At 46.1% G+C, this 24,755-nt stretch carries 28 protein-coding genes; 21 read left to right on the top strand and 7 right to left on the bottom strand.

Features of this window, described 5'->3' with window-relative positions:
- The 10 genes from tssD (DWZ03_RS15755) to tssR are packed head-to-tail and all read left to right on the top strand — an operon-like array spanning nucleotide 1 to nucleotide 10,251.
- Nucleotides 1-441 carry a type VI secretion system tube protein TssD gene (gene tssD / locus DWZ03_RS15755; protein ID WP_233556149.1) on the top strand — a complete coding sequence of 147 codons (441 nt, stop codon included), beginning with the start codon at nucleotides 1-3 and terminating at the stop codon, nucleotides 439-441.
- Complete coding sequence (locus DWZ03_RS15750; protein WP_005942788.1) at nucleotides 432-896, top strand: GPW/gp25 family protein; 465 nt, start codon at nucleotides 432-434, stop codon at nucleotides 894-896. Before tssD (DWZ03_RS15755) ends, DWZ03_RS15750 begins: the two co-directional genes overlap by 10 nt.
- A gap of 7 nt (nucleotides 897-903) precedes the next feature.
- Nucleotides 904-2,748: a type VI secretion system baseplate subunit TssF gene (locus DWZ03_RS15745; protein ID WP_117884328.1), complete on the top strand. Its 1,845-nt coding sequence runs from the start codon at nucleotides 904-906 to the stop codon at nucleotides 2,746-2,748.
- Nucleotides 2,749-2,759: 11 nt separating this feature from the next.
- Entirely contained in the window at nucleotides 2,760-3,638 is an 879-nt protein-coding gene (locus DWZ03_RS15740; protein ID WP_005942792.1) for a TssN family type VI secretion system protein, read from the top strand.
- Nucleotides 3,639-3,649: 11 nt separating this feature from the next.
- A complete protein-coding gene (locus DWZ03_RS15735) occupies nucleotides 3,650-4,810 on the top strand; it encodes a hypothetical protein (RefSeq protein WP_117678120.1) in 1,161 nt (386 codons plus the stop codon).
- Between the two features lie 20 nt (nucleotides 4,811-4,830).
- The gene (locus DWZ03_RS15730; RefSeq protein ID WP_074783320.1) at nucleotides 4,831-5,793 is read left to right on the top strand and encodes a type VI secretion system baseplate subunit TssG; all 963 of its coding nucleotides are present in this window, start codon (nucleotides 4,831-4,833) and stop codon (nucleotides 5,791-5,793) included.
- Between the two features lie 18 nt (nucleotides 5,794-5,811).
- Entirely contained in the window at nucleotides 5,812-6,315 is a 504-nt protein-coding gene (locus DWZ03_RS15725; RefSeq protein WP_005942797.1) for a type VI secretion system TssO, read from the top strand.
- Between the two features lie 12 nt (nucleotides 6,316-6,327).
- A complete protein-coding gene (locus DWZ03_RS15720) occupies nucleotides 6,328-6,843 on the top strand; it encodes a type VI secretion system transmembrane protein TssO (RefSeq protein ID WP_005942799.1) in 516 nt (171 codons plus the stop codon).
- A 1-nt stretch (nucleotide 6,844) separates the two neighbouring features.
- Complete coding sequence (locus DWZ03_RS15715) at nucleotides 6,845-7,750, top strand: PKD domain-containing protein (RefSeq protein WP_117884373.1); 906 nt, start codon at nucleotides 6,845-6,847, stop codon at nucleotides 7,748-7,750.
- 8 nt (nucleotides 7,751-7,758) lie between these two features.
- The gene (gene tssR, locus DWZ03_RS15710) at nucleotides 7,759-10,251 is read left to right on the top strand and encodes a type VI secretion system protein TssR domain-containing protein (RefSeq protein ID WP_117884326.1); all 2,493 of its coding nucleotides are present in this window, start codon (nucleotides 7,759-7,761) and stop codon (nucleotides 10,249-10,251) included.
- Here tssR and DWZ03_RS20270 read toward each other — a convergent pair whose 3' ends face one another.
- A complete protein-coding gene (locus DWZ03_RS20270) occupies nucleotides 10,252-10,539 on the bottom strand; it encodes a hypothetical protein (protein ID WP_233556152.1) in 288 nt (95 codons plus the stop codon).
- Between DWZ03_RS20270 and tssD (DWZ03_RS15705) the strand changes: the two genes are divergently transcribed.
- The 7 genes from tssD (DWZ03_RS15705) (at nucleotide 10,432) to DWZ03_RS15675 (ending at nucleotide 14,713) form a co-directional block, all read left to right on the top strand.
- Complete coding sequence (gene tssD / locus DWZ03_RS15705) at nucleotides 10,432-11,364, top strand: type VI secretion system tube protein TssD (protein WP_243634971.1); 933 nt, start codon at nucleotides 10,432-10,434, stop codon at nucleotides 11,362-11,364. The genes DWZ03_RS20270 and tssD (DWZ03_RS15705) overlap by 108 nt on opposite strands.
- A 7-nt stretch (nucleotides 11,365-11,371) precedes the next feature.
- Nucleotides 11,372-11,965 carry a T6SS immunity protein Tdi1 domain-containing protein gene (locus tag DWZ03_RS15700; protein ID WP_117884322.1) on the top strand — a complete coding sequence of 198 codons (594 nt, stop codon included), beginning with the start codon at nucleotides 11,372-11,374 and terminating at the stop codon, nucleotides 11,963-11,965.
- A 24-nt stretch (nucleotides 11,966-11,989) separates the two neighbouring features.
- A complete protein-coding gene (locus DWZ03_RS15695; protein ID WP_117884320.1) occupies nucleotides 11,990-12,892 on the top strand; it encodes a translation initiation factor 2 in 903 nt (300 codons plus the stop codon).
- Between the two features lie 6 nt (nucleotides 12,893-12,898).
- Nucleotides 12,899-13,267 (top strand): hypothetical protein, encoded by a 369-nt coding sequence (locus tag DWZ03_RS15690; protein WP_117884318.1) that lies wholly within the window; start codon nucleotides 12,899-12,901, stop codon nucleotides 13,265-13,267.
- 166 nt (nucleotides 13,268-13,433) lie between these two features.
- Nucleotides 13,434-13,703 carry a hypothetical protein gene (locus DWZ03_RS15685; RefSeq protein WP_117834196.1) on the top strand — a complete coding sequence of 90 codons (270 nt, stop codon included), beginning with the start codon at nucleotides 13,434-13,436 and terminating at the stop codon, nucleotides 13,701-13,703.
- Between the two features lie 19 nt (nucleotides 13,704-13,722).
- Complete coding sequence (locus tag DWZ03_RS15680) at nucleotides 13,723-14,139, top strand: protein-export chaperone SecB (RefSeq protein ID WP_117678129.1); 417 nt, start codon at nucleotides 13,723-13,725, stop codon at nucleotides 14,137-14,139.
- 10 nt (nucleotides 14,140-14,149) lie between these two features.
- Complete coding sequence (locus tag DWZ03_RS15675; RefSeq protein ID WP_074783311.1) at nucleotides 14,150-14,713, top strand: hypothetical protein; 564 nt, start codon at nucleotides 14,150-14,152, stop codon at nucleotides 14,711-14,713.
- Between the two features lie 85 nt (nucleotides 14,714-14,798).
- Here the strand turns inward: DWZ03_RS15675 and mobC are convergent, their stop codons facing one another.
- The 4 genes from mobC to DWZ03_RS15650 all read right to left on the bottom strand — a co-directional run bounded on the left by mobC (nucleotide 14,799) and on the right by DWZ03_RS15650 (nucleotide 19,084).
- Nucleotides 14,799-16,832 (bottom strand): conjugal transfer protein MobC, encoded by a 2,034-nt coding sequence (mobC, locus tag DWZ03_RS15670; protein WP_117884316.1) that lies wholly within the window; start codon nucleotides 16,830-16,832, stop codon nucleotides 14,799-14,801.
- Nucleotides 16,833-16,868: 36 nt separating this feature from the next.
- Nucleotides 16,869-18,116 (bottom strand): conjugal transfer protein MobB, encoded by a 1,248-nt coding sequence (mobB, locus tag DWZ03_RS15665; protein ID WP_117678131.1) that lies wholly within the window; start codon nucleotides 18,114-18,116, stop codon nucleotides 16,869-16,871.
- Nucleotides 18,101-18,523, bottom strand: coding sequence for a conjugal transfer protein MobA (gene mobA / locus DWZ03_RS15660; protein WP_117678132.1), 423 nt, complete (start codon nucleotides 18,521-18,523; stop codon nucleotides 18,101-18,103). Before mobA ends, mobB begins: the two co-directional genes overlap by 16 nt.
- A 351-nt stretch (nucleotides 18,524-18,874) precedes the next feature.
- Nucleotides 18,875-19,084: a hypothetical protein gene (locus DWZ03_RS15650; protein ID WP_074783307.1), complete on the bottom strand. Its 210-nt coding sequence runs from the start codon at nucleotides 19,082-19,084 to the stop codon at nucleotides 18,875-18,877.
- A gap of 166 nt (nucleotides 19,085-19,250) precedes the next feature.
- On the opposite strand from DWZ03_RS15650, the gene DWZ03_RS15645 reads away from it, so the two are divergent.
- The 3 genes from DWZ03_RS15645 to DWZ03_RS15635 are packed head-to-tail and all read left to right on the top strand — an operon-like array spanning nucleotide 19,251 to nucleotide 21,158.
- Nucleotides 19,251-20,045 carry a ParA family protein gene (locus DWZ03_RS15645; protein WP_005636912.1) on the top strand — a complete coding sequence of 265 codons (795 nt, stop codon included), beginning with the start codon at nucleotides 19,251-19,253 and terminating at the stop codon, nucleotides 20,043-20,045.
- A 7-nt stretch (nucleotides 20,046-20,052) separates the two neighbouring features.
- Nucleotides 20,053-20,502: a DUF3408 domain-containing protein gene (locus tag DWZ03_RS15640; RefSeq protein WP_117678134.1), complete on the top strand. Its 450-nt coding sequence runs from the start codon at nucleotides 20,053-20,055 to the stop codon at nucleotides 20,500-20,502.
- Entirely contained in the window at nucleotides 20,490-21,158 is a 669-nt protein-coding gene (locus tag DWZ03_RS15635) for a DUF4122 family protein (RefSeq protein WP_117678135.1), read from the top strand. Before DWZ03_RS15640 ends, DWZ03_RS15635 begins: the two co-directional genes overlap by 13 nt.
- Nucleotides 21,159-21,624: 466 nt before the next feature.
- Here the strand turns inward: DWZ03_RS15635 and DWZ03_RS15630 are convergent, their stop codons facing one another.
- Both DWZ03_RS15630 and DWZ03_RS15625 read right to left on the bottom strand, forming a co-directional pair.
- On the bottom strand, nucleotides 21,625-22,764 hold the full coding sequence (locus tag DWZ03_RS15630) for an AbiH family protein (RefSeq protein ID WP_117884314.1): 1,140 nt from the start codon (nucleotides 22,762-22,764) through the stop codon (nucleotides 21,625-21,627).
- 32 nt (nucleotides 22,765-22,796) lie between these two features.
- The gene (locus DWZ03_RS15625; RefSeq protein WP_070737736.1) at nucleotides 22,797-23,807 is read right to left on the bottom strand and encodes a hypothetical protein; all 1,011 of its coding nucleotides are present in this window, start codon (nucleotides 23,805-23,807) and stop codon (nucleotides 22,797-22,799) included.
- Nucleotides 23,808-24,447: 640 nt separating this feature from the next.
- Between DWZ03_RS15625 and DWZ03_RS15610 the strand changes: the two genes are divergently transcribed.
- Nucleotides 24,448-24,750: a DUF4134 domain-containing protein gene (locus DWZ03_RS15610; protein ID WP_005840906.1), complete on the top strand. Its 303-nt coding sequence runs from the start codon at nucleotides 24,448-24,450 to the stop codon at nucleotides 24,748-24,750.
- The last annotated feature ends 5 nt before the right edge of the window (nucleotides 24,751-24,755 follow it).

Genomic DNA, 24,755 nt, shown 5'->3' with positions numbered 1-24,755 from the left:
ATGAACTGGTTCACTTCATTGTTCAAAAACAAAAAATCCTCAATGCCGGATGACCGCTACGTGATGCGGATGTCCGTCTGCCATGAGACATACAGCATTGAAGAGTTCGACCTGCAATTCAAGCGGAATACAGACCGTGACGGGTTGCCTGAAGGTGAGGCATACGGCGGATTCGTCACCTGTACCCTTACCGGTATGCCGGGTAACGAACTGTTGAGATGGGCCGCATACAGCGACTCCCGTGAGGACGGCGAAATACGGATTTATCAGAAGGACCAACCTGACCAACAGGCGGCATTTGCCTTGCGCTTTGTGGAAGGGAACTGCATCCGCCTGCAACGCAAGGTTGACCGTATATCCCATTCCGGCAGCATCGTCCTTCTGTTTGCGGCAAGGACGATGAGATTTACGAACGAAGAATTTGAAAACGAATGGCACTGACAAGCATGGAAACAAAGTTTTGCAAATTGCCCCTGGATTTTGGCGCCTTGCTCAGCGAGGATGTGGAAAACAGCCGTCTCGTATCCTGTTCGGAAATCGAGTCCATCGACCAGTTTATCGAGCTGCTTATCAGTACGGCTCCCGGCGAACATGCCTTTGACAAGGAGTTCGGCTGTGAGATCTTTTTCCTCGACTTTGAGAGCATCGTTTCACACACCCGTTGGGAAGGGCAATTCTCGGAATACATCACCAAGGCGATCACCCAGCATGAGAAGCGGCTTACGGGTGTGAATGTCCGGGTCATCATTGATGACACCACCCGGCAGGACAATGTGTTCGACGCTCCCGCCGTAAAGAAACGTGTACAGGTATATGTATATGGAACCTTGGTGCATACCGGAGAAAAACGCTGTTTCTATTATGTGATTTATTTAGGACCCATTTCAACCCGATAAGAGGCGTATGAGTACAGAAAAATACAATAAAGAGCAAATCAGAAACCGTATGCTGAAATACGCCGCGGCTTTCTGGGGAATAAAAAAGGCGGAGAACTTCGACCCGGTTGTCAAGCTCCTGCTGGAAGCCTTGTCCAACGAGGTATATATGTTGGGAGAGGATTTTACCGCCATCGAGACCAGGCTGCTGGAAAAGACCGCCCGAATCCTTACTCCGGGCATACTGACCTCACCCTTTCCCGCACACGGCATCGTACACGCCTATCCCATAGAGCCATGCTATCAGATAACCAGGGAGTCAGGCATGTATTACGAGAGCGATTCCCTTACCCGAAAACTATCGACCGGAAGCGTGTCGTTTTATCCTGCCTGCGATACCCTTCTGCACAAAGCCGATGTGAAATATATGGTCTGCGACGACCTTCTCTACCGGATAGCCCCAACCTTGGAAAAGACCATGATTGCCCGTACGGAAACAAGGATGCCTCCACGTACCGTCTGGTTAGGGGTGGCGGTGGATGAATCCATTTCCGACCTTGAGGACTTTTCCTTCTATCTGGATTTCCCAAACCTCATGGAGAGCTATGAATATCTGCTCCTGCTCCCCTGTACGGAATGGTCCGTAGAGGGGAAGCCGGTTGTGATGGAACGAGGCATCCATGAAAGGACAACCATACCGGAAGAGCCGACCCGTACCTTTTTCCAAAACTACGATGTGATGTCCGTCATAGACAGGGAAGTCATGGATATTTACAGCAAACATTTCTTGAAGGTATCGCAATCCTTTCCATTTGACAGTTCCTGGAAGAAAAACCTTCCGGACATCCTGCGCTCCTGCTTCAAAGAAGCCGTCCTTGAGAAAATGCAGGACAAGCTGGTCTGGGTGAAGATACAGTTTCCCGCCCATTTCACGCCGGAAGTCCTGGAAGAGCTGCATGCCGGCATCAATATCGTACCTGTCGAGAACAAGACACTGCATGAACAAACAACTCCCCTTGAGGACACCTTCAGGGTGGTGCCATTACGCACAGGCAACCATGAGTCCCTGCTGTCCGTACACAGCGTGAAAGACTCCGACGGGAAGACTTATCATGAACTTCTCTATCCCGAAAAGGATTCTACGGAAAGCAATGGAACCTACTCCATCCGCAAAGGCGGATGCGAACGTTTCGATTCCCGTTCCGCCAAGGAACTGCTCGGCTACCTGTCAGACCTGCTCGATGACGAGACCCATGCCTTCCATGCCGTTTCAAGCATCAAGCTACAGGCACTTACCACCCAGATGGAGCAACTGATGGCACAAATGAAGCAGACAGCCGACAGCATGAACGAGTCCAGGGAGACTCCCTATTATCTGATGATCGACCAGTTGTCCGGCAAGGGACAGATTACCGTCAAATACTGGACCACCAACTGCGAGGTGGGCAACCGGATACAGGCCGGTGTGAACCTGTCACCCAATGCCACCACTTATCTGGACTCGAAGACACTCGCGCTGGTCAGCACCACCTACGGTGGAAAACAAGCCCCCAAAAACAGGGAACAGATCGACATCTACAAATACGGTTTCATCTCGCACGGCCGAATCCTGACACAAAACGACATAGCCAGTTTCTGCAAGAAGGAACTCGGTGAGCTATTGGTGCGGACAGAAATCCGGAACGGAGTGGAGATCAGCCCGATGCCCCATGAAGGGCTGGTGCGTACCAAAGAGGTCCATCTGATTCTTGGAACGAAACTGGATGAGCCTTCGCAGGAAAAACAGATAAAAGACAACCTGCGTACCAAACTCTCGGCCTGTTCGCCGGACACATTCAACTACCGGATATTCATAGAATACAATAAAGCATAAATATCATACTTATGAACCCAGTTACCCAACATCTCATTTCATCGTACCTGCTGATGCCGCTGCTAACCGTGATTTTCGGAATCGCGGCCTATTTTATCGCACGCAAGAACAAACTGCTCAACAATAGAAAACTGATCGTATATCTGCTGTTGTGCGGCATGATTCTTGCCCTGCCCGCCCTGTGCGGGTTTATGGACTATAGCTTCATGCCCTATGTCTATATCCTGCTGGTTGTCCTGTACTGGACTGCCGGACATTATAACCGGTTCATCCTGCGCAAGGTATTCGCCTCGGGCAAGGAGATGCCATCATTCGGCATCCAATGCCTGCTGACGGTTACGGTCACGCTATTGGGAGCCGGACTGTTCTCCGTGGTCTTCAACCTCTGCAACGAACTCCAGTATGGAGTCTGGGCCTCCACCTGCCTGCTGCCTTTTGTATTCCCGCTCCTGTATACCCAAACGGTGAACAGCTATTTTGACATACCCATTGAAATCTATAAAGTCTGGAAGTATTCAGAGGAATATGACTCGGACACCCTGCGCATCAACCGCAAACGGAGCATCGTGATGGATGTGGAGATATTCCGCAAGGTGGACGATCCGGCATCGGAACGTATTACCGGCAAGGCATCCGAGGATGTTATCTTCGGACAATGGTTCCAGCGCATGATCGACGACTGCAACCTCAAATCGCCATCCTCTCCCATCGTGTACAAGAACGAGGGCGGTGCATATTACGAATGGGTATTCTATACCAAACCCTCCTTTTTCAAAAGGCGGTTCTATATAGACCCGGACCTCACGCTTGCCGACAACAGGCTGAAACAGCACGATGTAATCATTGCCAAGCGTGTGGCGAACGAACTTGTAAAGTATAATGAATTTTAAATAGAGACGTCATGATAGGAAAACAGAGCCAGAAGAAAAAATACCCGCTGGTAAACTGGGCGGACGGAATGCCTGTCAACAAAGGGCATTTCACGCAACAGGAAGACCACTTTACGGACCGGTTGTGCGAATACCAGTCATTTTATCTGAACCGCAACACCTACGGACTCCTGCCGTTCAGAAAAGGAGAATCCGTTTCCGGTGATTTCAGCATTACGGAACTTGTTACCGGCACTTTGGAAGTCCGTCTGAAACGTTGCCATGCCCTTACGGCCGGAGGCTACCTGATAGATTACGATGCCGGTGACGATGACGAGCTGACCGCCAGTTTCCATATCTCCACGGATGAAACGGAAGAAAAGGACCGGCGCTGGGATGTCATACTGATGGCAGACCCTTTCGAGCATCTGCCATCGGGCGTTCCGGACGAGAAAGAGATAAGCCCCCGCCAGCCCAATGCCCTGCCCAAATACGCATTGAGCGTGTTACCGACCGGACAGACAGACGGAAGCGAGTTAGGAAGACACTTCCTGCTGATCGGCCGCCTGCGTAAGAACGGGAACCGTTGCGAGGTGGACGGAAACTTCATCCCTCCATGCACGAGCATGTCCAGTCATCCGGACCTGAAAGGCTATTATACCAAATTCGGCCAGCTTGTCGATTCCATCGAGAAAGCCTCGTTTGACATCCTTGCCAAGGTGGAGAATGCGGAGAAACAAACCGACCTTGCCACCAACATCGGTATGCTGTGCCGCCATGTCATGCTGTTCATATCCGACATCTATTTCTCTTTCCGCAATGAGGGGCAGTATTACTCGCCGCTGCGCTTTTTGAACGTGTTCTCCACGTTGGCGCATCATCTGTATGTATGCCTGAGTTTTATGGACAAGGAAGAGAAAGAGGACTTGCTGAAATATTTCAACGAGTGGAACGGCATCACCCCAGGCGCTTACGAAGGTCTGCTGAGGGAAAACAGCGGTCTGCTGTACAACCACCACAATATCCGCCAGCTGATGGTTACGGCAGAACGTTTCCTATACCTGTTCAATGACTTGTGGACCACTCTCAGCCGTCTGGAGTATATCGGCAAGCACAAAGAGAACATCGTGGTCGCCGAACGTTCCAGACAACCGAAAGAGTCCAGCGAATCACGCTGGAACATCTTGGATTAATCCCTCATAAACGAACAGCCATGACAGAAGAAACAGATAAAATCGTATGTTTTGACGAACATCCCCATTCGTTCAACCTGCCGGATACGGACTTCAAGGCGGAAGTGGTTGCCAGCGGGCTGAAAGAAGCCGGATATGACGCGGAACGTACCCTCATTTCCAGAAAGGGGGATATACGGCGCGGATTCTCGAAAGACATTCATGACATCCACTCTGAATATTCCCATTACGACCTGACGGACTACCTGTATCTTTATGTGAACAGGCGGAGTCTTTATGACGCACTGCCCGAAGGCATATTCCACAAGAACCTTTACCAGTCCGAAAAGATATCGAAGGAGCAGGTGCTGGATGAAATCCGTGTCCACCGGGAAGAGGAGTTCTTCGCCCGCCGTTTCTTCAAGCCTTTTGAAATCTCCCTGGACCATATGCTGGTCACTTTCCAAAACAAGGAACGCCGCATAGACGAGATGAACGTGCATCCGGATTTCGTGAGTATCTTTTCCGGACAATGGCCCGTGCTGGAACTGCTGCCAACCCATTTGGCGGTCATGCTTGTCCATATGCTTGCCTATATGGAGCAGATTACGGCCAGTCCCTCCAAGATCGGCGAGTGCATGACCATCCTGACGGGTGTGCCCGTCCATCTCAGGAAAGGAGACAAGTGCGTGGTGGAAGCGGATACCGGCCTTATTCCCAAATTGGGAAGCTGTATCCTGGGAGACAATATGGTTCTGGGAAACAGTTTTGCCGACGGTACTTTCCGGATGCTGATGGAAATCGGCCCCCTGCCCGCCCGGCGGATGGAAAGTTTCTTCCCCGGTGCCATCGACTGCCAAATATTGAATGCGCTGGCGGAGCTGTTCCTCCCTTCGGACAAGGAGATACAGATCCGCTACATCATCCAACAGGAAGATGCCCGGTTCAGACTGGGGACCCCAGACGAACAAGGCGCCTATCTGGGCATCAGCACTTATTTATAAACACAAAAATTATTCTATATGAAACCGAAAAACAACACAGAAGTAAGGAAAGCCTATTTGAGGTTCGCAGGCTATCTGACGTGCTGCATCATCCTTGCGGTAACCATCTTTGCCTGTTTCCTGAAGACCTCCGGCATAGAAGTAAAGCGGATTACGGAACAGGCACTGGAGTATGACCACATCTATGCCAAGGAGCTGTCCCTGTCGAACAGCGTGGATTCCGTCTACCAGTACATGAAACTGATGAACACTTCCCCCCAGATCAACGACATGCTCCTACAAAGCGTTGTCAGTACACGCAAGATGAACCTGCTCAAATATGTCCAGGGCATGGATGCCAAGGATTGCAGGCTCTACAGGCAACTTTTGGGAAACATCAACATCTTCCTCGGAGTAAAGGACTCCATCCGTCTGCTGAATATCCAGGAAGAGATGGTGAAGAAAGACCTGATGCAATGTATTCAGGATAACTGGAAGACACGGCGTAACCTGAATGTCGGTCCCAACAACAATCATAAATAAAACTGTAAATTTATGGATAACAACAGAAAGACAATGAACAAACGGGAAATCTTCATGGGGCATGCCTATGTATTCCTGTTCTTTTTCCTGACGACCGTAGCGTGTTGTCTGGCGATATTCATGTGGAATTCGGATTTTAAGATATTTGAACAGAAAGAGTTCGTGAAAATCAAAATGAACCGCATTAAGGAATTCCAACAGGAGCAGGCGGAATGCCAGCTTCCGACAGACTCCCTGTTCCGTAAGATCGAGGCGTTTGAACCGGGCGTTTATGCCCAATATGAGGAGGACGATATCCATTATCTGATAAACAACTTGCGGAACACATACGAAAGAAACAACTGGGACAAGCGTTACAAGCTGTTCATGCATATTGCCGACTTTTATGCCATGTGGCTGTCCGACAAGAAACAGCTATGGAGCATCGAACAAAACATAAGCCTGTTCAAAGCCAATCTGGAAGAGTGCGAGATCGGCTTGCGGAAAAAAGAGGAAGACCTGCGCTCGGGCACTAAAAATGGAAAATGACATGGGAAAAATCTATACCAGAAAGATTCTGTTCGTAATCGCAGCCATGCTGCTATGCGTTCTTGTCGCCATACTGATCCGGCTGTTCTTTTCCAACCGTACCATACGGATGACACTGACCCCCATAGAGGTGGAAACCGGAGAAGCCGTCCATTACGCGGACAGCACCCGCAACGCACGTTCCTGGCTTTGGGAGTTCGGCAACGGGGACATATCACACGAACGAAGCGGAGAATATGTGTTCAAGGAACCCGGCCGCTACCAAGTACGCCTTCAGGTGGACGGAGGACTGGAAAGGAAACAGATCATCACAGTACACAAGAGCCGGGATGACTACGGAAGCGACGAACTTGTCAGGATGAAAGCACCTGCAACCGCCTTCCAGGGAGAAATCGTATCTTTCAAAGGATACGGTCCGTCGAAAGAATGGCGCTGGCAGTTCGGAGAGTCCGGAATTGTCGATTCGCGGGAGCAGAACCCGCTCTACGCCTATACAGAACCTGGCATATACGAGGTTCTGCTGACTACGGAGAATACCCAATATCCGGTCAGGCACACCATTGAAATCCTTCCCCAATATACGGAGAACGACTCGACGGACGTGCTTGTCATTATCGGTAATGACATCCGTGAACACTTGCAGGCCATCGTGGACGGCAAGCCGTTCAATACCCATTACAATTATATCCTGAAAAAATACCTTTGCGGAAATCCGGACATAGCGGTAACTGTCAACAACAGCAAGAAGAATGATTTCTATTCCTATTGCCAAGGACTGAAAATCATAGCACGCAGGAAAACCCTTATAGACGAGGTGTTCGTCGATATGGGAAACAACCTGAACAACGAATGTGTGATGCAGCTGATGGTAACTCAGCACGAACGCTTTTCCGAATCAAAAAAATAGAATGAGGCATGAAAAAGAACTATATATCGGCACTTGTTAAAGGAGGATGGATTTGCGGATGTATCGCCTGTATGATATCCTGCGGACCTGTACACCGTTTTACCCGGATAAAGAATGTCCCCCGTGAGTATATGCGGAACTATTCCGTGGAAGGAGTGAAGGTTCCACGCAGCCAGACACTGTTCAGGCATACCCCGTGGATCGTTTTTGCCCGTGAAGCCGGAACGACCTATCTGAGTCCGAGCGGAAAGAACGAGATGCAGGCGGTGGAATATATGGACGCGTTTTTAGTCATCAAACGAAAAGGTGACTGGCTCCGGCTGATCCGGTACGACCCCGCCATCCTGAAAAACGGGAGGCTGAAAGAGTGGAAGCAGGCCAAGTATTGCGGGTGGATCAACCAGAACGACCTGTTGCTGACCCGGAGCGGCTTTACCGATGTCGTTACGGGATTCAAGAACAAGCAGGTGGTCATGCTGACCGACACCCTGGCGTTTGCCGATCCCGATGCCTATTTTGCCAACGATTCCGTAAAGCTGTTTAAAAATCCCGACCTGACGCAAGAAGCGGGCAAAATCCCATTCTACGGTATCGTGTATCCTTATCAAACAGTTGCGGACAAAGGATGTGTCCTCGTGGCGAACAAACCGCAACTTGACGCAGACAGTATCGGGCAGACCGCCATCGGATGGATGGACGGGAGGTTGCTGACCGCTCCCGAACAGCAGCTCCATATAGACATAGCCTCGCTGCCGGACAGCACGCTTGTTTTCAAAGACCGGGAACGGAAGGACACCTTACATCTGTCATCCGATGAGATGCGACAAAAACTGCAATTCGCCGATAACCAACCCACCATCCGGTACAGCCCGGTGTTGTCCTACCGGCACAATGATACGGCGTTCTGTTTCAGAACGCATGTGCCGATGCCGGTCATAGACAAACGGGAGAGCTATGTGCTGAACGTCAACGGGCATCCGATATATTACGGCACATTCAAACACAAGATTGAGGAGGACCTGCGAAAAATAAATCTCATGTTCGTCCTTGAAGGGAAAGAGAGCACCATCCAGCGGTTTCCTGCCGTGGTGAATGCCATCCAGGGATTACAGTCGCAACTGGCAAATGACGAGAGCTTTTCTTTCAAGTTCGGCGCCGTGCTTACCTTCAACGAACCGGACAACCGGGAGGACCCTATCTGCAAGCTGACTCCCGACTACATGGAATTGCTTGACTTCCTTTCCGCCAAGGCACGCAATGCCGGGCAACTGAAACCCACATACGGGCGGTTCGGCAACTGGTCCGGCCTTCAAATCGGGGTGGAACAATTCAATAAATGTCCGGATGAGACCAATATTCTGGTTGTTATCGGAGACAAAGGATTCAACAGCGAGTGGGCGGACTCCACCTTGGTGAACAAATTGGTAAAGAACAACTGCCGTCTGCTTGGTTTCCAGCTCTATGGAGGAGAGCCGGACAACTTCAACAACTTCGTGCTGCAAATCGGGAACATGATAGACTGCTCGGCACCACGCATCAGCCGGAAGAAACGGGAGCTGATTGTATATCCCGAGCAAATCAGGAATGAAAGCGAATACGCGGAGGTGAACCATAATATCTATTGCCTGGATTTTCCCAACCGGAGCATGACGCAGGGATGGCTGGTGTTTCCGCAAAAGAACGAATCGCTGGAATTGGAAGGACTGACCGCCGCCGTGGACTCCATGCTGCTGCAAGTGAAGTTTGACAATACCCTGTTGAGCAACAGCCTGGCAAGGGCATTCGATGAAGTGGGTACACACCGATATAGGACGGACTCAACAATGACAGATTATTACCATATCCGCCAGCCGGATGTGCAACCCATATTGTCCGTACTTCCGGGTATCGAACCCGCCTGGAGCCTGCCTGCGCAACCTGTCGCATTGCCGGACTCGCTGTCCTCCACACTGGACTATTACCTGCTTGTCAATGAAGAGGAGTTCAAACGGTTGAGAAAATATGTGGAAGCACCCGCCAAACTGATTGTGGACTATAAATACGAGGCGGTCAAAAAGAAAAAGCGGGCGAAAGCGGATATTTGCGACTGTCCGGACGACTATCTACAGACAGACACCGAAGAATCGACCGTGCGCATCAAGACGGACAGCCTGAACGTGCCGGAATATGCCTCAACCCGACATGTAAGAAGAAAACTGGTCAGACATTTCCTTTCAGAGCGCAACAGGGACAGATATTGCAAGGTGGGGAGAAAGACTTTCCTGAGAATGCCCCTGTCAGAGGTATTGCAAAGGTTTACCTCCTGTCCGGCTGACTATCCTTTCTTTGAGGTTTACCGTGTCAAGGACTTGCGGAAAAAGAAAATGATTACGGATGTGGAACTGGACATGCTGATTGAATATTTCAAGGAAAAGAAAAAACTGCTGGACGAAGCCGCCGGCAAGTCATTCCAATCCAACGGGCAGACGTACTACTGGATCAGCCGTGATTTATTACCTTAGTCATTCACCTGAAACTGTATTATCATGATTTATGAAACTATTCTGAAAATAAGAGGAAGGGAGGTGCCGATACTCTATTATAACTATCGGTGCCACGTCCGGCACTATGATGACCCGAATCTGAGAAAAATCATGCAACTCCACATCCAAGTCTGCGAGGAAATCGGCAATCGGGAGTGTCTGCCGGTCGAGGGAGACCTGATCACGCTCGCGTTTGAGTGCAAGGGTGAAGAGCAGTTCTTCTATGACTGGCTGAACGAAGGAACCATGCACAACGGGGAAATCCATTTCATCTACAACGAAGTGGAGATTGCGGATATTTTCCGGTTCTGGGATTGCTATTGCGTGAAAATAGAGGAATACATGAGTGTCGGGAACGCTCCGATGATGATGGTGGCGTATTTGTCGCCGGGGATTATCAAGAGGAATAATCTGGAGGTGAGGGAGAAGGTTTGGAAGGTGTCGGATGTTTCTAATGGAAATGCTTCTTCTATACAAGAAGAAAATGATAAAAATGATTATATATCAGAAAAATCCTCATCTTCTGTAACAATTTTTATACTTTCTGTTATACATGTGAAACCTCCGTTTAAATTGAAAAGAAAATTCCAAAATAATCCTCATTATGAAAAAGAAATGAGGAGACAACTAAAAATGCAAGAAGATGGGATTAATAAACTGACAGTTTTTGAATGGTTAACTAATCGAAAGACATTTAAAGAAAAAGGACGTTCGTCTAGTCAAACTGCTCAAAATGATGCTCGAGATGCATATAAAAGACGTAAAATGTTTGATTATATGTTGTTATCAGCTGAAAATTTTAAATATGATGAAATTACAAAGAAAGTTGAAGATGGATTAAGTTCATTGGCAGCTTTGCATAATCCAGATCAAATTGCGGGTGGAAATTTTGATGATGTGACTGAAATGGGAGATAAAAGAATAAATTCATCTATTGGTTCTCAATGGGGTACTAAAGACAAGGGACGAGCCCAAAATTTGGAAGATGAATTACTAAAGGTATTAGAAGGTCCTCCTAAAATAGATGAAGAACAACAGAAATATATAAAGATGAATGTTATTTTTGCAGAAGATTTAGAAATCATAAAATAATAAAGTTATGTATGAAATGTTTTTATTTAATAGTGTTAATTCAAAGATAACACAGAATGTGAATGAAGAATTCATTTTGAAATATAGTGACTATAGCTGTGAACAATTAAATTCTTTGTGGAAAGAGGTTGGATTGGGTAGCTATTATAATGGACTTTTTAAAGTTATAGAACCTAATGATTTAAAAGATATAATAAATCAATGTTATATAATGGATGATGATGAATCCTTATTGCCTTTTATGTGTACTGCTTTTGGTGATGTTTTTGCTTATGTTAAGAATAAAAAATTTGGGAACTATGTAGTGTTTTTAAATATTAGATATGGGACATCTTTGATTATTCCTGACAATTTTGTAGCTATTTTTAATAAGGTAATTCCCAATCAAAGTTTTTTAAAAGGATGGTTTGATTTAGAAAACTATGCCTTTGTAAAAGAAAAAATTGGCGAAATAGATTTTGATGAATGTTATGGATATTTCCCTACATTATCAATGGGGGGCAATGAAAGTATAGATAATATTAGCATTGTAAAAATGATTCCTTATATTGATATGAATGTTCAAATGATAGATGTATTCGAACGAGCAGATAAATTGTAACTTGAAATAAAATATATATATTATATGAGCGAAAAGCAAAATATAAATCATTTTACTTTGTCATTCGTGTTCCTTTTATCTATTAGGCATAATTATGACTATGCAATGGATTATATGGAAAACGTAGCTCGGAACTTCACAAAGAAGTATCCCAGCTACCTCATCCATAAAAAAAGCGAAGAGAAGATAAAAGCCTTTTTGACTAATACAGTCAAAGTTAAAGTGGAGACCTTTGCCGATGCAGAAGCGAAGAACATAACCGTGACCGAAGTACGTGAGATAGCGGACTTGATAGCAGAATATGAGGGCATGGAAGGAGAACGAAACAGTTCTTCACCTTTTGGCAATCATCCTACGGATGCTCCCTCTTTGGGTAGTACCGGAGTGGAACTTGCCATGAGCGTGGATAACGGGGCTTCGGATATCCGTCCTGTCAATGTAGCCAAACCTACGGGTGTATCGGGGAAACCCAAGATAATGAAACGAAGTGTTATCCGTGTAACTATGGAGTTGGAAGTGCTGATGGAAACCAAACAATACCTGCATTTCTTGCAGGAACTGCCAGAGTTGTTCAGCCTGCATGAGTTTCCGAACCTACGTTGCAGAGTAACATGGATACAGAAACGGGTGAGCTATCAGGAATCTCCATTGCCTATTGAAGTGAAGGTTGTGGAAGACCGTAAATACCAACGCTGGTTTGTAACCTTTACGGTATTGATGGTGCTGTGCTTTATCGGGATTATCACCCTGTTCTTTTCCGTTCCGAACCTGTACAAGCAGGACATCCACTTCCTGCGGAACGATACGATTCATCAGGAGTTTTCCATCTCCAACAGCCGCATTGACTTGAAGGATGTAAGCCTGACGAACCATGGCGGGAAAGACACACTTGTCATCAAGGATAAAAAGATAATCATAGCCAAATAAAAAGCAATGGAAAATTCGATTCAGATACAAGGGATAAGAAACATGCTATCCCATAGCGGATGCCCGGAAGACCTGCTGGAGAGCTACCTGCAATTCCTGCAAACCGGAGGCCAACAGGTGCAGATTGTCAGAGGAGAAGTCTTTATGATGTTTGAAAAGGAGGCGCAATACCGCAAGAGAAGGAATGAGGAGATGAAAGGAACCGTAACTTTCTGTAAAAATGACGGAGATAATGTCGGGGAATACAATACAGGAGTGTTTATCGGGATGGAATTTATCCAATGCTGTTTCAACTATGGGATTCCGGCACGGGTGCTGAATGTGCGGAGGGTGCATGGGGAAGTGGCGGAGGTAGTTGTGGGGTTTGGGAAGTAGGTGAAAGAACTGACGATGCTGCGTGTAATAGCAATATTGCTTAAAAGTTTTGTCTTAAATATTGTTATGATAGTGAATTGATTGTTGCTATTGGTACTAAAAGTGATGACTTTAGCCATATCAATAGAATAAATTAGTATATTTGCAATAGTATATATTTAATAGAATGATTGAGATGAAACGTTTATCAGAAGAACTTTTGGAATATTTTAGCAACACCCCAGAAGAACAATTACAAAAAGATTGGGAGGCTATACACAGCAAGTATGCTTATGGACCGGAAATCAATCAATTTATTGAAGAATGTGAAAAGAATGCCTTGCACAATGAAATTGTAGCCGGTATCTACGGAAGCCATCCAACATCCAGAGTGAATGTAGAATCCCCTATATCCCAGGATTTCGGGTCTGACTCATATTTGCCTATGGCAGTATAAAACACTAAAATACATCATAATGAAGCAAGCCGTTTTTTCGCTAAAAAATTACTCCGTAGTCAACGTAATGCTTGACTTGGAGAATATTCCACCCCAATGTATCTTCGATCTGAAAATAGAACCATCCGGCATCTATTTTCAGAGAGAAAGACAGTATGTATTGACTCTGGTATTCAAGGCTTCATATAAGAAAGAAAATACTGACTTTGAAGTTATAAACATCAAACTTAAAGCCGTCTTTTCTTTTGGGGACATGGTACAGGCTGACAACATCCCTCCTTATTTTTATGCGAACAGCATTGCTATCATTTTCCCTTATGTACGTGCCTTTGTAAGTACTATAACATTACAGGCAAACGTAGCTCCGATAATGATACCCACACTGAATGTATCGTTGTTGGAACATGAACTAAGGAGAAACACGGTCTTAAAGTAAGAAGCCTTCAATGAACAGAATCATATACCAGACCGTTGAAGACAGAGGGAACCCCGACTATGTGGAACAACATGGTCCGTTCATTTGTACGAATAAAAACGCATGGCTTGGAGAAGGCTATTATTTCTGGGATACAATTATAGAACTTGCCCATTGGTGGGGAAATCTTTGCTATAAGGACAGCGGATATATAATCAGCCAGTCTGCTTGTGATGACAAATTAGAAAAGGTATTTGATTTGGTTGGAAGACCAGAGCATCTGACAGAGATGAAAAGATGTTCGGAAATCATCACTGAAAAGTGGCACAAGACGACTGTTTACGTTCCTGAAATTATTGCGTACCTGAAACAATATACCCAGTTCTCGACTCGCTACAAAGCCATCAGAGCCAATCCTTTGAGTACTTTGCCGAATTCGTACAGCCAATCTTTTCTGTTCAAATTCAACAACCGGAACAAGGCATTCATAGATGTATGTCCTGCTATTCAATTTTGCTTTTTCGATAAAAGCCTGTTTACGGAAGACTACCTGATTGTCTATCCTGAAATGTATTGTCAAAATCCTGTCATATAGGCATTATCATACAAAGAAATGATAGTGTGAGGGAAGCTTTTATATCATTTCCCGCACACTTCATGGAGATTTAAGGGAAGATGAATCATTCTTTCTTCTTTGATGATTTTTCATCATCCAACCCCAATCGCTTGCATAACTCCGAATCTCTTTTGATACGGTCCATCTCTTCGTTGATGATAGCCTGTGCATCCGCCTTGATCTGGTCGTAGTTGCGCTGTATCTGCTGCATCATGATGTCATTGCCCTCCTTGTCCTTGAATTCGTTGATGATGGGGATTTTTTTGTAAGCCTTTTCCTCCGCACTTACCTTTGCATGATCCACGACGATTTCGGCATGGAAAATCTTTTGGTCTATCCTCTCACCGAAATTGTCGGACACGGCACCGACAAACATGCCCTGCGAGAGGGTGGCTATCTTGGAAGCCGGGATGAGGGAGTCCATCTGTGTATTGATGGATGTGGAGACATCCTGCCGGTTGATGGAAACCGACTGGCGCTGTTGCAATATCTTCCCGAAACGTTCGGAAAGCGTCTTTGCCGTTTCCCCAACCACCTGTCCGCTGAATATGTTCCCCACCGTGTTCTGCACCACTTTCGACTCCTTTTCACCATAGTCCCGGTTGAGCTGGGAGAAATCCTGAAATCCCAGGCAGACCGCCACCTTGTTGGAACGCGCCGTTGCAATCAGGTTGTCGAGTCCCCGGAAATAAATGGTGGGCAGCTCGTCTATGATGACCGCACTTTTGAGCTTTCCTTTCTTGTTGATCAGCTTCACGATGCGGGAGTTGTAGAGGCCGAGTGCCGCCGAATAGATGTTCTGCCTGTCGGGATTGTTGCCCACACACAGGATTTTAGGCTCCTCCGGATTGTTGATGTCCAAAGAGAAATCATTGCCTGTCATCACCCAATAAAGTTGTGGGGAAATCATGCGTGTAAGGGGGATTTTTGCGGAAGCGATCTGGCCCTGGAGCTGGTCCTGAGCTCCTGATTTCCAGGCATCCATAAAGGGGGAAAGGTAATTTTCCAGCTCCGGATAGGAGGTCAGAACGGTAAACAAGTCCGAATAAGGCTTGTTGAGCAGCTCCACCGCATGAGGGAAAGTACAGTACATTCCGTTCTTGTATATTTTGAGGTACCACACGATTGCCGCCAGCAGGATAATCGGCGACTCCACGAAGAAATCCCCCTGCTTTTCAATCCAAGTCTTGTTCAGGTTCAATAAGATGGTATAGCTTGCCTCGTACGCGTCGGAGATGTCCGTCATGAACTCCGGCGTGATGGGGTTGCAGCGGTGCGAGCGGCGGGGGTCATCGAAATTGATGACATAGAACCGGGGTCTGACCTTGTACTTGTCCATATTGTTCAGCAATGTGTTGTAGGCGATGGTGGAAAGGTCGTCGAACTTATAGTCGTAAAGGTAACAACTATACCCTTTGCCAATCATCTGGCGAATATAATTGTTCACCACCGCGTATGACTTGCCGGACCCCGGCGTACCCAGTACAATCGTGGCACGGAACGGGTTCACCACGTTGATCCATCCGTCATTGAGCCTTCCACGGTATTGGAATCTGGTCGGCAGATTGACAGAATACTCATTTTCCATCAGCTGTGTTTCCTGCCCGAAAGACTCGTTCTCATTGTTGAACACATCGGTCATCAGGTTGTTCTTGTAGAGCCGGCTCATCCATAACCCCGCCATCAGCAGACCGAGATAACCGGTGGTAAGCGTGCTTACATACATTATGGTACTTGCCGTATGTGGCAGCGGCAAATCCAGCAGCCACCAGTTCAGAAAAAAGAACGTACATCCGGCAACCAGTGCCGCATAGATTTTTGGCCAGGTGATTTTCTCTCCCTTGACCCCGTGCGTGCCCATACAGGAGATGGCCAGCAAAAGCACCGCCAACAACTTACTCCAGAGGATGTTGTCGAAAATGCCCGTGTGAATGTTGAAGTTTACCAGAATCTTGTCTATGACCGCAAGATTCAGATGCCATGCGGTCATGCTCGGATAGCAGTACACATAGACGTGCACCACCAAAAGAAAAATACTCACAGCCCTGCCGAATTCCATTATCTTAGCGAGAGCCCTCAAATCGTCTTCCTGTTGCATAAGGATTGTGTATAAAAAGGTTGATACTTGTTTTGTCTAAATGCCACGCTTGCGTCCGGCCTTCTTCTTTTTCTTCATGCGGCGTGCGAAGGCTTCCTCCTCGTAATCCCGCGGATTGGTTTCCATAGAAAGAATGCCTGCCGCCAGTTCGAGCGTGCTAGAGGATTCGTGACGGTGATGCTGCCAAAGCTCTGCAGCGGAATGTCCACCCCGTTCCTTTTCGGGTATGTTTTCCAACCATTTGAAATAGTCGTTGAACACATTGGCGGAAAACTCCTTGCCCATGCGTGAGCCGTTGAACACCTCCCGACGGTTGTGGTCAATAAAGGTGACACCATAGATACGTCCCCGCTCATTCTCGCGGAAAACCACATCAATACGCCTTTGCCCGAGCAGTTCCACAAACCGTTTCCGTGAATCCGCCTGCCGCAAGGCACGAACGATGTCCGCCTGTATGGAGGGTGCCCATTTCCCGTCCTTGAGGTCTTTCAGGTTCATCAGCATCCGCTTTTCCAACTGTTCATTTCCGAAGCGTTTCCCAAATCGGGAACTCTTGAACGGCGGGCTGACCACCTTGCCGGTATCATCCGTGGCCGAATAGACAATACCGGTATATGGTGTACCGTTGTATTCTCCCCTGACCTGTTTCGCCTCGATGTTGAGCGTGGAAAGCAGCGCATTGTATTCCCCGAAGGTTTGGAAATGGTAGCTTTCCAATACGGCTTTAAGGGTATTGCCTACCTGATGGCGGACATCCCCCAAGGAAGCGTCCACCTTCCTCAGCTCCGCTTTCGGATTCCGCCTTTCCGTGTCCGCTCCGTTGCGCAGGCCGAAATCCGTTTCCAGTTCCCGGCAGGCGGTCATGGAACGGCGGTGCTCGTAGGCATCGCTTATCTTTTTCCCCTGCTCGTCCACACAGACACTGACAATATGGATGTGGGTGTTGTGGGTATCGGCATGTTTGTAGGCGATGTAAGGCTGGTTCCCGTAGCCCATCTTCTGCATATACTGGTCCGCCAGTTCCACCAGCTGCCCATCGGTTAGCCGGTCTTCCGGTGCCGGAGAGAGCGAAATATGCAGGACGGGCTTCTCCGTGTTGCGGTTTGCCAGCAGGTAGTTCTCGAAAGAGAGCAACGCCAGGCGCATGTCCTCGCTTGGCAATCCAAGCCTGTCAGAAATCATACGGTTGCCCGAAAGAATCTCGGCGGTACCCGCCGCCACCTTGCCGTGGTTGTAGGCGAGCGCCCCGTAAAGGCTCATGCCGTGACTTATTTTTGCAACCATTTCCGCTCGTATTCCTGGGTCAGCGCCATGACTTTTTTACAGACAAGCATCAGTTCGATGCTCAGTTTCTCCAGCTTGTAGAGCAATGCCATCGCCCGTTTCTCCCCGAAATTGTTCTTCAAGGCACGGACGACCTGGTTGTAGTTGTTTCCGACAGCCTGAAACTGTTTGTGAAACTCGGTCAGTTTGATGTAATAGTCCATTGTAGCCTTGTCGATTCTCACGACTTTAATCTGTCCCGAAAAGATGGATTTCTTGATGAACAGCGTGCGGTCCCCGGCTCCCGAATCCGCCAGCAACTTTTCAAATCTTGTGTTCTCCTCGGCGTTCAGGCGGAAGCTGTACTTGCGGTCCGCCGGATCACTCTTGGGCTTTCTGCCCGTCCTTGTCCCTGTTGTTCTCTCCATGCACATGAGATTTTTGGTTTGTACTTTTTTCTCTTCCGGAATCCGCGACTTTGGAGCGGATTCCCCCGCCCCGGGAAGGGGCGGGCAAGTTGGTTCTTGTCGGACAAAAGACTTTTTGTCGGACAAGGACACAACTTGCTCTGTTCGCTTGAACAGAGAATCCTCCTTCGTCGGATTGCTGCGCGACGTTCACGGCGTGCTGTGGTCCGGCGAAGTCAGTTCCTTTCCATTGTCTGATTCCGGTTTTGCAAAATTAGACAGTGATAACCGATTGGTAAACAGCGTTTGATATGACATTTGATGACATCTGACGACATCTGATGTCAGGTAGGGGAAATGTTGGCGGAAGTTTCAAGAATAGCCGCTACTTTTGGCACAGTGCATGAGGGCATACATTGGAACATTGTCCTGTAAGGTGTATTGCTTGCCTGCCACAGGTGGTGCATGACGCGAATGCGGTATCATCCATGTATGCGCAATGCCATATATGCCGCATGGCAGTCCTGCATGACGGGACACATTGCATCCGTGCAATGCAGTATGGGGTACATTGAACTCCATATTGCATGAATGCAATGCACCTTATACGGCAACACCCTCCGGCAACCGGCATTACACTGATGCAATATGGTATGCAATGTATTCATGCAAACAGGCAAGCAATGCGTAATTGCCATATACCAACGGATGCATTGCCGTGTGATGAAACGAAAAAATCCAGACAGATATGAAACAAGTCATACACTCTAAATTCAAGCCTATGAAGAGAGAACCTTTATTTGTCGCTTTGAGCAACCAGAAAGGCGGTGTGGGAAAATCCACGTTCACCGTGTTGCTCGCCAGTTATTTCCATTACCTGAACGGATATAACGTACTTGTGGTGGATTGTGATTATCCACAGCACAGCATCAGTGCCATGCGGGACTGGGAAGTGGGGAACATTGAAAAGAACGTGCATCTGCAAAACCAGCTGGTGGAACAGTTCGGAACAAGCGGCAGGAAAGCCTACAGCATCCTGAACTCCACCCCGGAGGAAGCTAGGGAGACGGCCGGCCGCTTTCTCGAAAAGTCGGATCTGGACTATGACCTTGTCCTTTTTGATCTCCCCGGTACCGTGAATGTGCCCGGTGTCTTCCAGTCCGTGATCAATATGGACTATGTATTCACTCCGATTACACAGGAAAGGATGGTAATGCGGAGCAGCATGTCTTTTGTCCTTGCCATCAGGGAATACATGCACCGGCATGCGGACGTACCCTTGCGTGGCATCCATATGTTCTGGAACCGGATGGACAAACGGGTGTCCAAAGGGCTGTATAACGGCTATACCGAAATTTTCCGCTCTCTGAAACTGCCGGTGCTGGAGACCGTCATTCCCAGTGCGGAACGCTACAACAAAGATTCCGGGATGAAGGGGCCCCTGTTCCGCAGCACCTTGTTCCCTCCATCTCCCTCCGCAGTGAAAGGAAGCGGTCTGGACCTGTTGGTAGCGGAAATAGAAACCGTACTGAAACTTCAATAAAACAATTATGGCTACCAAAAGAAGAACGGATTACCAAGTGGACGAGGAGGCATTGAAACGCATGATGGCAGGAGATGTAACCGCTTTGGAAAAAACGGTTTCTCCGGAAGGGGAATCGGAAACAAAAAGTCAGGCTGGGCCTTCTCAGGAGAAACAGGAGAAGAAAAGCGGCCTTTCCAGACAGCAAATAAAGAAATCACCGGATGGAGTGGCTGATTCAGATGAATACCGGAGACGGTTTCTGAAAGTGAGACTGTCGGGAGCAAGAAGGCAGACCTATGTTAACGATGCATTATACAGGACTGTTGCCAAAGTATTGCCGGTCATTGCACCGGATATGTCCGTCCCGATGTTTTTAAGCAGTGTCCTGTCAGACCATCTGGAAAGGTACCAGGACATCATCAACGAGATATATAACCAGGAAGCCACACAAAAACCGATAGAATGGAAGAAATAGTTTATTTGTCAATACGGCTCGGCTGTACCGCTTATCTATTATATAAGGTATGGGAGCAGAAAAAGAGAATAGGTAAGATATGCGATCTGCTTTATACTCCCCGTAAAAAAACGGAAACGGAAAAGGACTACCGCCGGAATCCGGAAAGTGCGGCAGATGTGATGGGGGCCACCCGTTTTGTCTATCTGGATGAGAATGCCGGAAAGACCGTTGCCCCTTACATGAGCCAGCAGTTGGAAATGGGAAGCGACCTTATCGGCAAGGATGAGGATATTCCGGAAGATGAGGTGGAATGCAAACTGCCTTTGGAGGAGATGAGAATGCTGAAAGACGAACAGGAGGAGCTGGACAGCCGTTCTCCCGAGGCGGAAGCCATTGTTCCGGCAGTCACTCCTGCCGACCTGCTCAATGTAGGTGACGTGCTGCTTAATCTGGACGGTGCCGGTTCGGATGAGGACAAATCATACCGGGCCGCCATGACACTGCGTGCCATCCGGGAAACGGACATGTTCGAGCTGTTCTCCTCCCAGGTGGAGAACAAGAAACTGATAGAGGAGCTGATGGAAAGGTATGTGGATGAGGAAGGGAATGCTCTGCCTTTAAAAAAAGAGAGGAACGTTTCCAAACCTGTCGCAGACTGGAGGAAGCTGGTCTGAAAGTAATATGCTATTATGCCACAAAATTCCATATTGTTGAATATTATATATAGGATATTCATTATGTACCCAACTTTGTATTTTTCTATAATCTATGAAAAAGGTTGAAGTTTGTCTTTTGTTAAGGGTAATAGAAAGGAACAAACACTCAAAACATAGAAATCACGGGGACAACTCAGAAAATCGGATACTTCCTCACTGTTGCTTACGATTCAAAAGTAAAAGAATGAAATTATCCTGATTTGCTGACAGGAAAAACTATAACTCAATTTATTAAATGAAATTTCTTTATAAGAGACCTATAAACGACTATAAAAAAGTAAGGAGCTGCTTACCAAGCCAGCTCCTTACTTTTTCTAATGGATGAAAATCCGTTTCCCTGCTTCCTTTTGCACAATATTTTTGTCGTACTTTATGTGCATAACAAGATATCATAGAAAAAATCACATTTAAATTTAGTGTTCCATTACATGGTTTTGCATTGCTCCTTGTTCACAACTCTATCTCTGAATAACTTCATATTAGTAAAGTTTCGGGAAATATTTTGAACAAGTTCCAAGTAATTATCTCTGCCATCTTCCCATTTATGATAAAACGGCTTTATGGAAACACAGTTTTCATGTTCAAAGACGGTATTTAGTAATGTTCGGTCTGAATTTCCGCAAGAATACCCCATTATCAAAACTTGAAAAGGTGCAGCTAAAAGAAATTCGAGCAAATCATGATAATGTCTTGTTTCTAAATATTTAACGGATTTGACATATCTAAGTAACTCATTGTCATTCATATCAAGAATAGACTGGTAACTTTTGTCAAGTTCATCCCCATAGCCAAAAATTATATTTTCAGGTTTTTCTAATTCGCCATGAATATAATTGTGGGTAATATTAAAGTTACCATACATCTTAGCTGTTTTTGTATAGTTGAAACTCAGCAACATGATACGTTTAGGGATAAGTTTATCGCGTTCTCCATAATTGTATTCAACATCTGCAAGGCTGGATATATTCAGCCCAATGTTATCCAGAGCTTTCTTTTTTCCTTCTGTTGAGAAATCAGCAGGATCAAAGAAGTCAATTATTGCATTTTGAAGGTCATTCCTTACATTGTCTGTTTCTATTGTATGGAGGTATTCAATTAATTTTTCTTGAAGGAATGCAAATTGTTCATTCAACTCACTGATTGTATAATTACAACCAGGGCTATCCATGCCAACTTTCAACAGTTGGTAATAGTCGTTTTCAATATCCACCCATCCTTTGGTTTCTATTGATTGCAGAATAGTTTTAAAAAAAGGGCAACATTCAATAGAGAAAATGTTTGGTTGGTCCTTGATATACTGAATAACTTCGCTTCCTGAGTATCTTTCTTTACAATAGATATCCTTAAAAAAACATGAGTTGTTGAAGACAAAAACATTCCAGCAATTAATGCCTACATTATCTTTGATAACCAAACGGCAAAGGCAATCTTCTGATACATTTGTAGTATTACCGGAAAAAGTATACACTCGTTGGTCCCAATACCAGTTGATAAAATCCATATAACTTGTTTTAAAGCCATGTGCCATGTCAAATCCGTTTCCTATGATAACAAGTCTATTCATTCGGTTGTAATGATGATGTTAGTGTTATTGACTTAAATTATAGAATAATCTCCTTGCTCTTCATTTACAAGAAGTGGCTTTAAAAGCGTTTCCACCGACTCAAAAGTATCTTGTTTTGAGAAGTGTATCTTTGGTTGTCCCCACCATCCTCTAATGAATTGCTGGTATTGGTATTGCAAGGTACGGCGAGGTGCCTGCGCCAAGCAGCTATTATAAAAGGAGTCCACAATGTCAGAATGGTAATTGGTCAATGAAAAGAAATACTGCCAAGTTTCTGATATTTCATTCGCGTTGAATCCGGGACGTTCAATTATTTCCACTGCATCCAATCTATGAGCACCATCATGTTTAGAGAATGCAGCTTTAAGTATTTCACTTGCCTCCTTATCAGAAGAAGGTGCGCTATACCCAAAGATTGTTACCTTGCCTGCTTTCGATATGTAGTACTTTGCAACACTCCATTGGTCACGGATAAAGCTGTCGCTGTTGTAATCCTTTTGTTCTACAGGATACAGCAAAGGAACAGCGTTGTATGGTTTGCCACACTTTCTGCAATAGTTTTGTATAAGACCAAAGGTCATACAGTCTTTGCACACACCAGCCCCCACATTTCCATGCAAGAACAGAATCTCTGGTCTGTTCCAGGTAATCTTTGCCACTCTGTTATATGCTTGGATAAGCAGACTATCCCAGTTGAAGGATACAATGCAGTCTTTTTCTGTGAGCGAAAGAATCAAAAGGTCGTAGATGGTCAAGAAAGATGGAAGCTGCACATTTGAAAAATATTCATAAAGTTTTTTTTCCATTGCTATCCGTGCGTTTTTACACTCATCACCACGTCTAAACAGCTCACTATATATATCTTCAAGATTCTTGCTTTTCGTTTCTAACATAAATCCTTCAAGGATTCTATCTAACCCGACCTGTTCAATGGCTTCATTCATCGTCGGGCAAGATTTTCCCATGACCGCTCTTGAAGCACCAGCTCCAACTATCACGACATGAGGGCGTTGGCAATACAAATCTTTAAGGTTTTTCTTCATACACTAACTGATTAAATATTTTGCCCATAAGCAATTGTTGCATCATGCTTTATTTTACGGCCTCATATTTTGTTCGCTTTGTTTCAGGCACAATAATTTCATTGTTCATACTTATAAGTATGAAAGTTATTGTTCTCTGTTTGGCTGTTCTTGAATATAAACAGATATATTACTTAAAAATGCCTTATCAAGGTGTGATATTGTTACTCTCTTTATACACTACTACATGATACACTATTTTTAACCTGTTTACATTGGCCATAAAACTGCGTTTGATATGCAAATATAGCTATTTTAATCCAATATCAATAATAGTCGTTTTTGACAAGAAATCAACTTTATGGAATTTGCTGGCTTTTGTATGGCAATTATATAAATGGTACAGAAAAACATGTAACCGTTTGAACAATCCATGTTTGTGCCAAAATCATCAATTAATCATGTATTATGCTTGAGGTAAGCGTCTCCGCAATGACGTAAAACAATGTTGAAAATCTCTGTAGAGACGCGCAAAAGCACTTGTTGGATGACATCTGATGACATCTGGTGACATCTGATGACACCTCTGAATCACAGCGTATTATCCCTTTTTATCTTCGCCGTCGAATTCAAATTTATGTCTTACCCAAACGATTCGACAATGAAGAGAAGAATCCTTTTTTCAGTGATGTGCGCGGCGATTGCCGCCGGTGCTTTCGCGCAGGGCCAAGGGCAGGGCCTTGCCGGTATCAACGAGGCGACCAGCCTCATGACCTCGTATTTCGATCCCGCCACCAAACTGTGCTATGCCATCGGTGCGGTGCTCGGCCTGGTGGGCGGCATCAAGACCTACGGCAAGTTCTCCAGCGGTGATCCCGACACCTCGAAAACCGCCGCCAGCTGGTTCTTTGCCTGCATCTTTCTGATTGTAGCCGCCACCATCCTGCGTTCCTTCTTCCTCTAAGCGGT

Source organism: Bacteroides sp. AF29-11, from assembly GCF_003602895.1.
Classification (GTDB): Bacteria; Bacteroidota; Bacteroidia; order Bacteroidales; family Bacteroidaceae; genus Bacteroides; species Bacteroides uniformis.
This window is presented reverse-complemented; position numbering and strand designations above follow the sequence as displayed.

Bases quoted from the DNA above. Each gene is read 5' to 3' on its own strand.
- DWZ03_RS15750 (WP_005942788.1), top strand. From the start codon at position 432: ATGGCACTGACAAGCATGGAAACAAAGTTTTGCAAATTGCCCCTGGAT.
- DWZ03_RS15690 (WP_117884318.1), top strand. From the start codon at position 12,899: ATGGAAAATTCGATTCAGATACAAGGGATAAGAAACATGCTATCCCAT.
- DWZ03_RS15645 (WP_005636912.1), top strand. From the start codon at position 19,251: ATGAAACAAGTCATACACTCTAAATTCAAGCCTATGAAGAGAGAACCT.
- DWZ03_RS20270 (WP_233556152.1), bottom strand. From the start codon at position 10,539: ATGGATTTCCCCGTTGTGCATGGTTCCTTCGTTCAGCCAGTCATAGAA.
- DWZ03_RS15725 (WP_005942797.1), top strand. From the start codon at position 5,812: ATGAAACCGAAAAACAACACAGAAGTAAGGAAAGCCTATTTGAGGTTC.
- DWZ03_RS15740 (WP_005942792.1), top strand. From the start codon at position 2,760: ATGAACCCAGTTACCCAACATCTCATTTCATCGTACCTGCTGATGCCG.
- DWZ03_RS15625 (WP_070737736.1), bottom strand. From the start codon at position 23,807: ATGAAGAAAAACCTTAAAGATTTGTATTGCCAACGCCCTCATGTCGTG.
- mobA (WP_117678132.1), bottom strand. From the start codon at position 18,523: ATGGAGAGAACAACAGGGACAAGGACGGGCAGAAAGCCCAAGAGTGAT.
- DWZ03_RS15610 (WP_005840906.1), top strand. From the start codon at position 24,448: ATGAAGAGAAGAATCCTTTTTTCAGTGATGTGCGCGGCGATTGCCGCC.
- DWZ03_RS15715 (WP_117884373.1), top strand. From the start codon at position 6,845: ATGGGAAAAATCTATACCAGAAAGATTCTGTTCGTAATCGCAGCCATG.
- mobB (WP_117678131.1), bottom strand. From the start codon at position 18,116: ATGGTTGCAAAAATAAGTCACGGCATGAGCCTTTACGGGGCGCTCGCC.
- DWZ03_RS15735 (WP_117678120.1), top strand. From the start codon at position 3,650: ATGATAGGAAAACAGAGCCAGAAGAAAAAATACCCGCTGGTAAACTGG.
- DWZ03_RS15730 (WP_074783320.1), top strand. From the start codon at position 4,831: ATGACAGAAGAAACAGATAAAATCGTATGTTTTGACGAACATCCCCAT.
- mobC (WP_117884316.1), bottom strand. From the start codon at position 16,832: ATGCAACAGGAAGACGATTTGAGGGCTCTCGCTAAGATAATGGAATTC.
- DWZ03_RS15640 (WP_117678134.1), top strand. From the start codon at position 20,053: ATGGCTACCAAAAGAAGAACGGATTACCAAGTGGACGAGGAGGCATTG.
- DWZ03_RS15745 (WP_117884328.1), top strand. From the start codon at position 904: ATGAGTACAGAAAAATACAATAAAGAGCAAATCAGAAACCGTATGCTG.
- DWZ03_RS15650 (WP_074783307.1), bottom strand. From the start codon at position 19,084: ATGGAGTTCAATGTACCCCATACTGCATTGCACGGATGCAATGTGTCC.
- DWZ03_RS15680 (WP_117678129.1), top strand. From the start codon at position 13,723: ATGAAGCAAGCCGTTTTTTCGCTAAAAAATTACTCCGTAGTCAACGTA.
- DWZ03_RS15635 (WP_117678135.1), top strand. From the start codon at position 20,490: ATGGAAGAAATAGTTTATTTGTCAATACGGCTCGGCTGTACCGCTTAT.
- tssD (WP_233556149.1), top strand. From the start codon at position 1: ATGAACTGGTTCACTTCATTGTTCAAAAACAAAAAATCCTCAATGCCG.
- DWZ03_RS15685 (WP_117834196.1), top strand. From the start codon at position 13,434: ATGATTGAGATGAAACGTTTATCAGAAGAACTTTTGGAATATTTTAGC.
- DWZ03_RS15700 (WP_117884322.1), top strand. From the start codon at position 11,372: ATGTATGAAATGTTTTTATTTAATAGTGTTAATTCAAAGATAACACAG.
- DWZ03_RS15695 (WP_117884320.1), top strand. From the start codon at position 11,990: ATGAGCGAAAAGCAAAATATAAATCATTTTACTTTGTCATTCGTGTTC.
- tssR (WP_117884326.1), top strand. From the start codon at position 7,759: ATGAAAAAGAACTATATATCGGCACTTGTTAAAGGAGGATGGATTTGC.
- DWZ03_RS15630 (WP_117884314.1), bottom strand. From the start codon at position 22,764: ATGAATAGACTTGTTATCATAGGAAACGGATTTGACATGGCACATGGC.
- DWZ03_RS15720 (WP_005942799.1), top strand. From the start codon at position 6,328: ATGGATAACAACAGAAAGACAATGAACAAACGGGAAATCTTCATGGGG.
- DWZ03_RS15675 (WP_074783311.1), top strand. From the start codon at position 14,150: ATGAACAGAATCATATACCAGACCGTTGAAGACAGAGGGAACCCCGAC.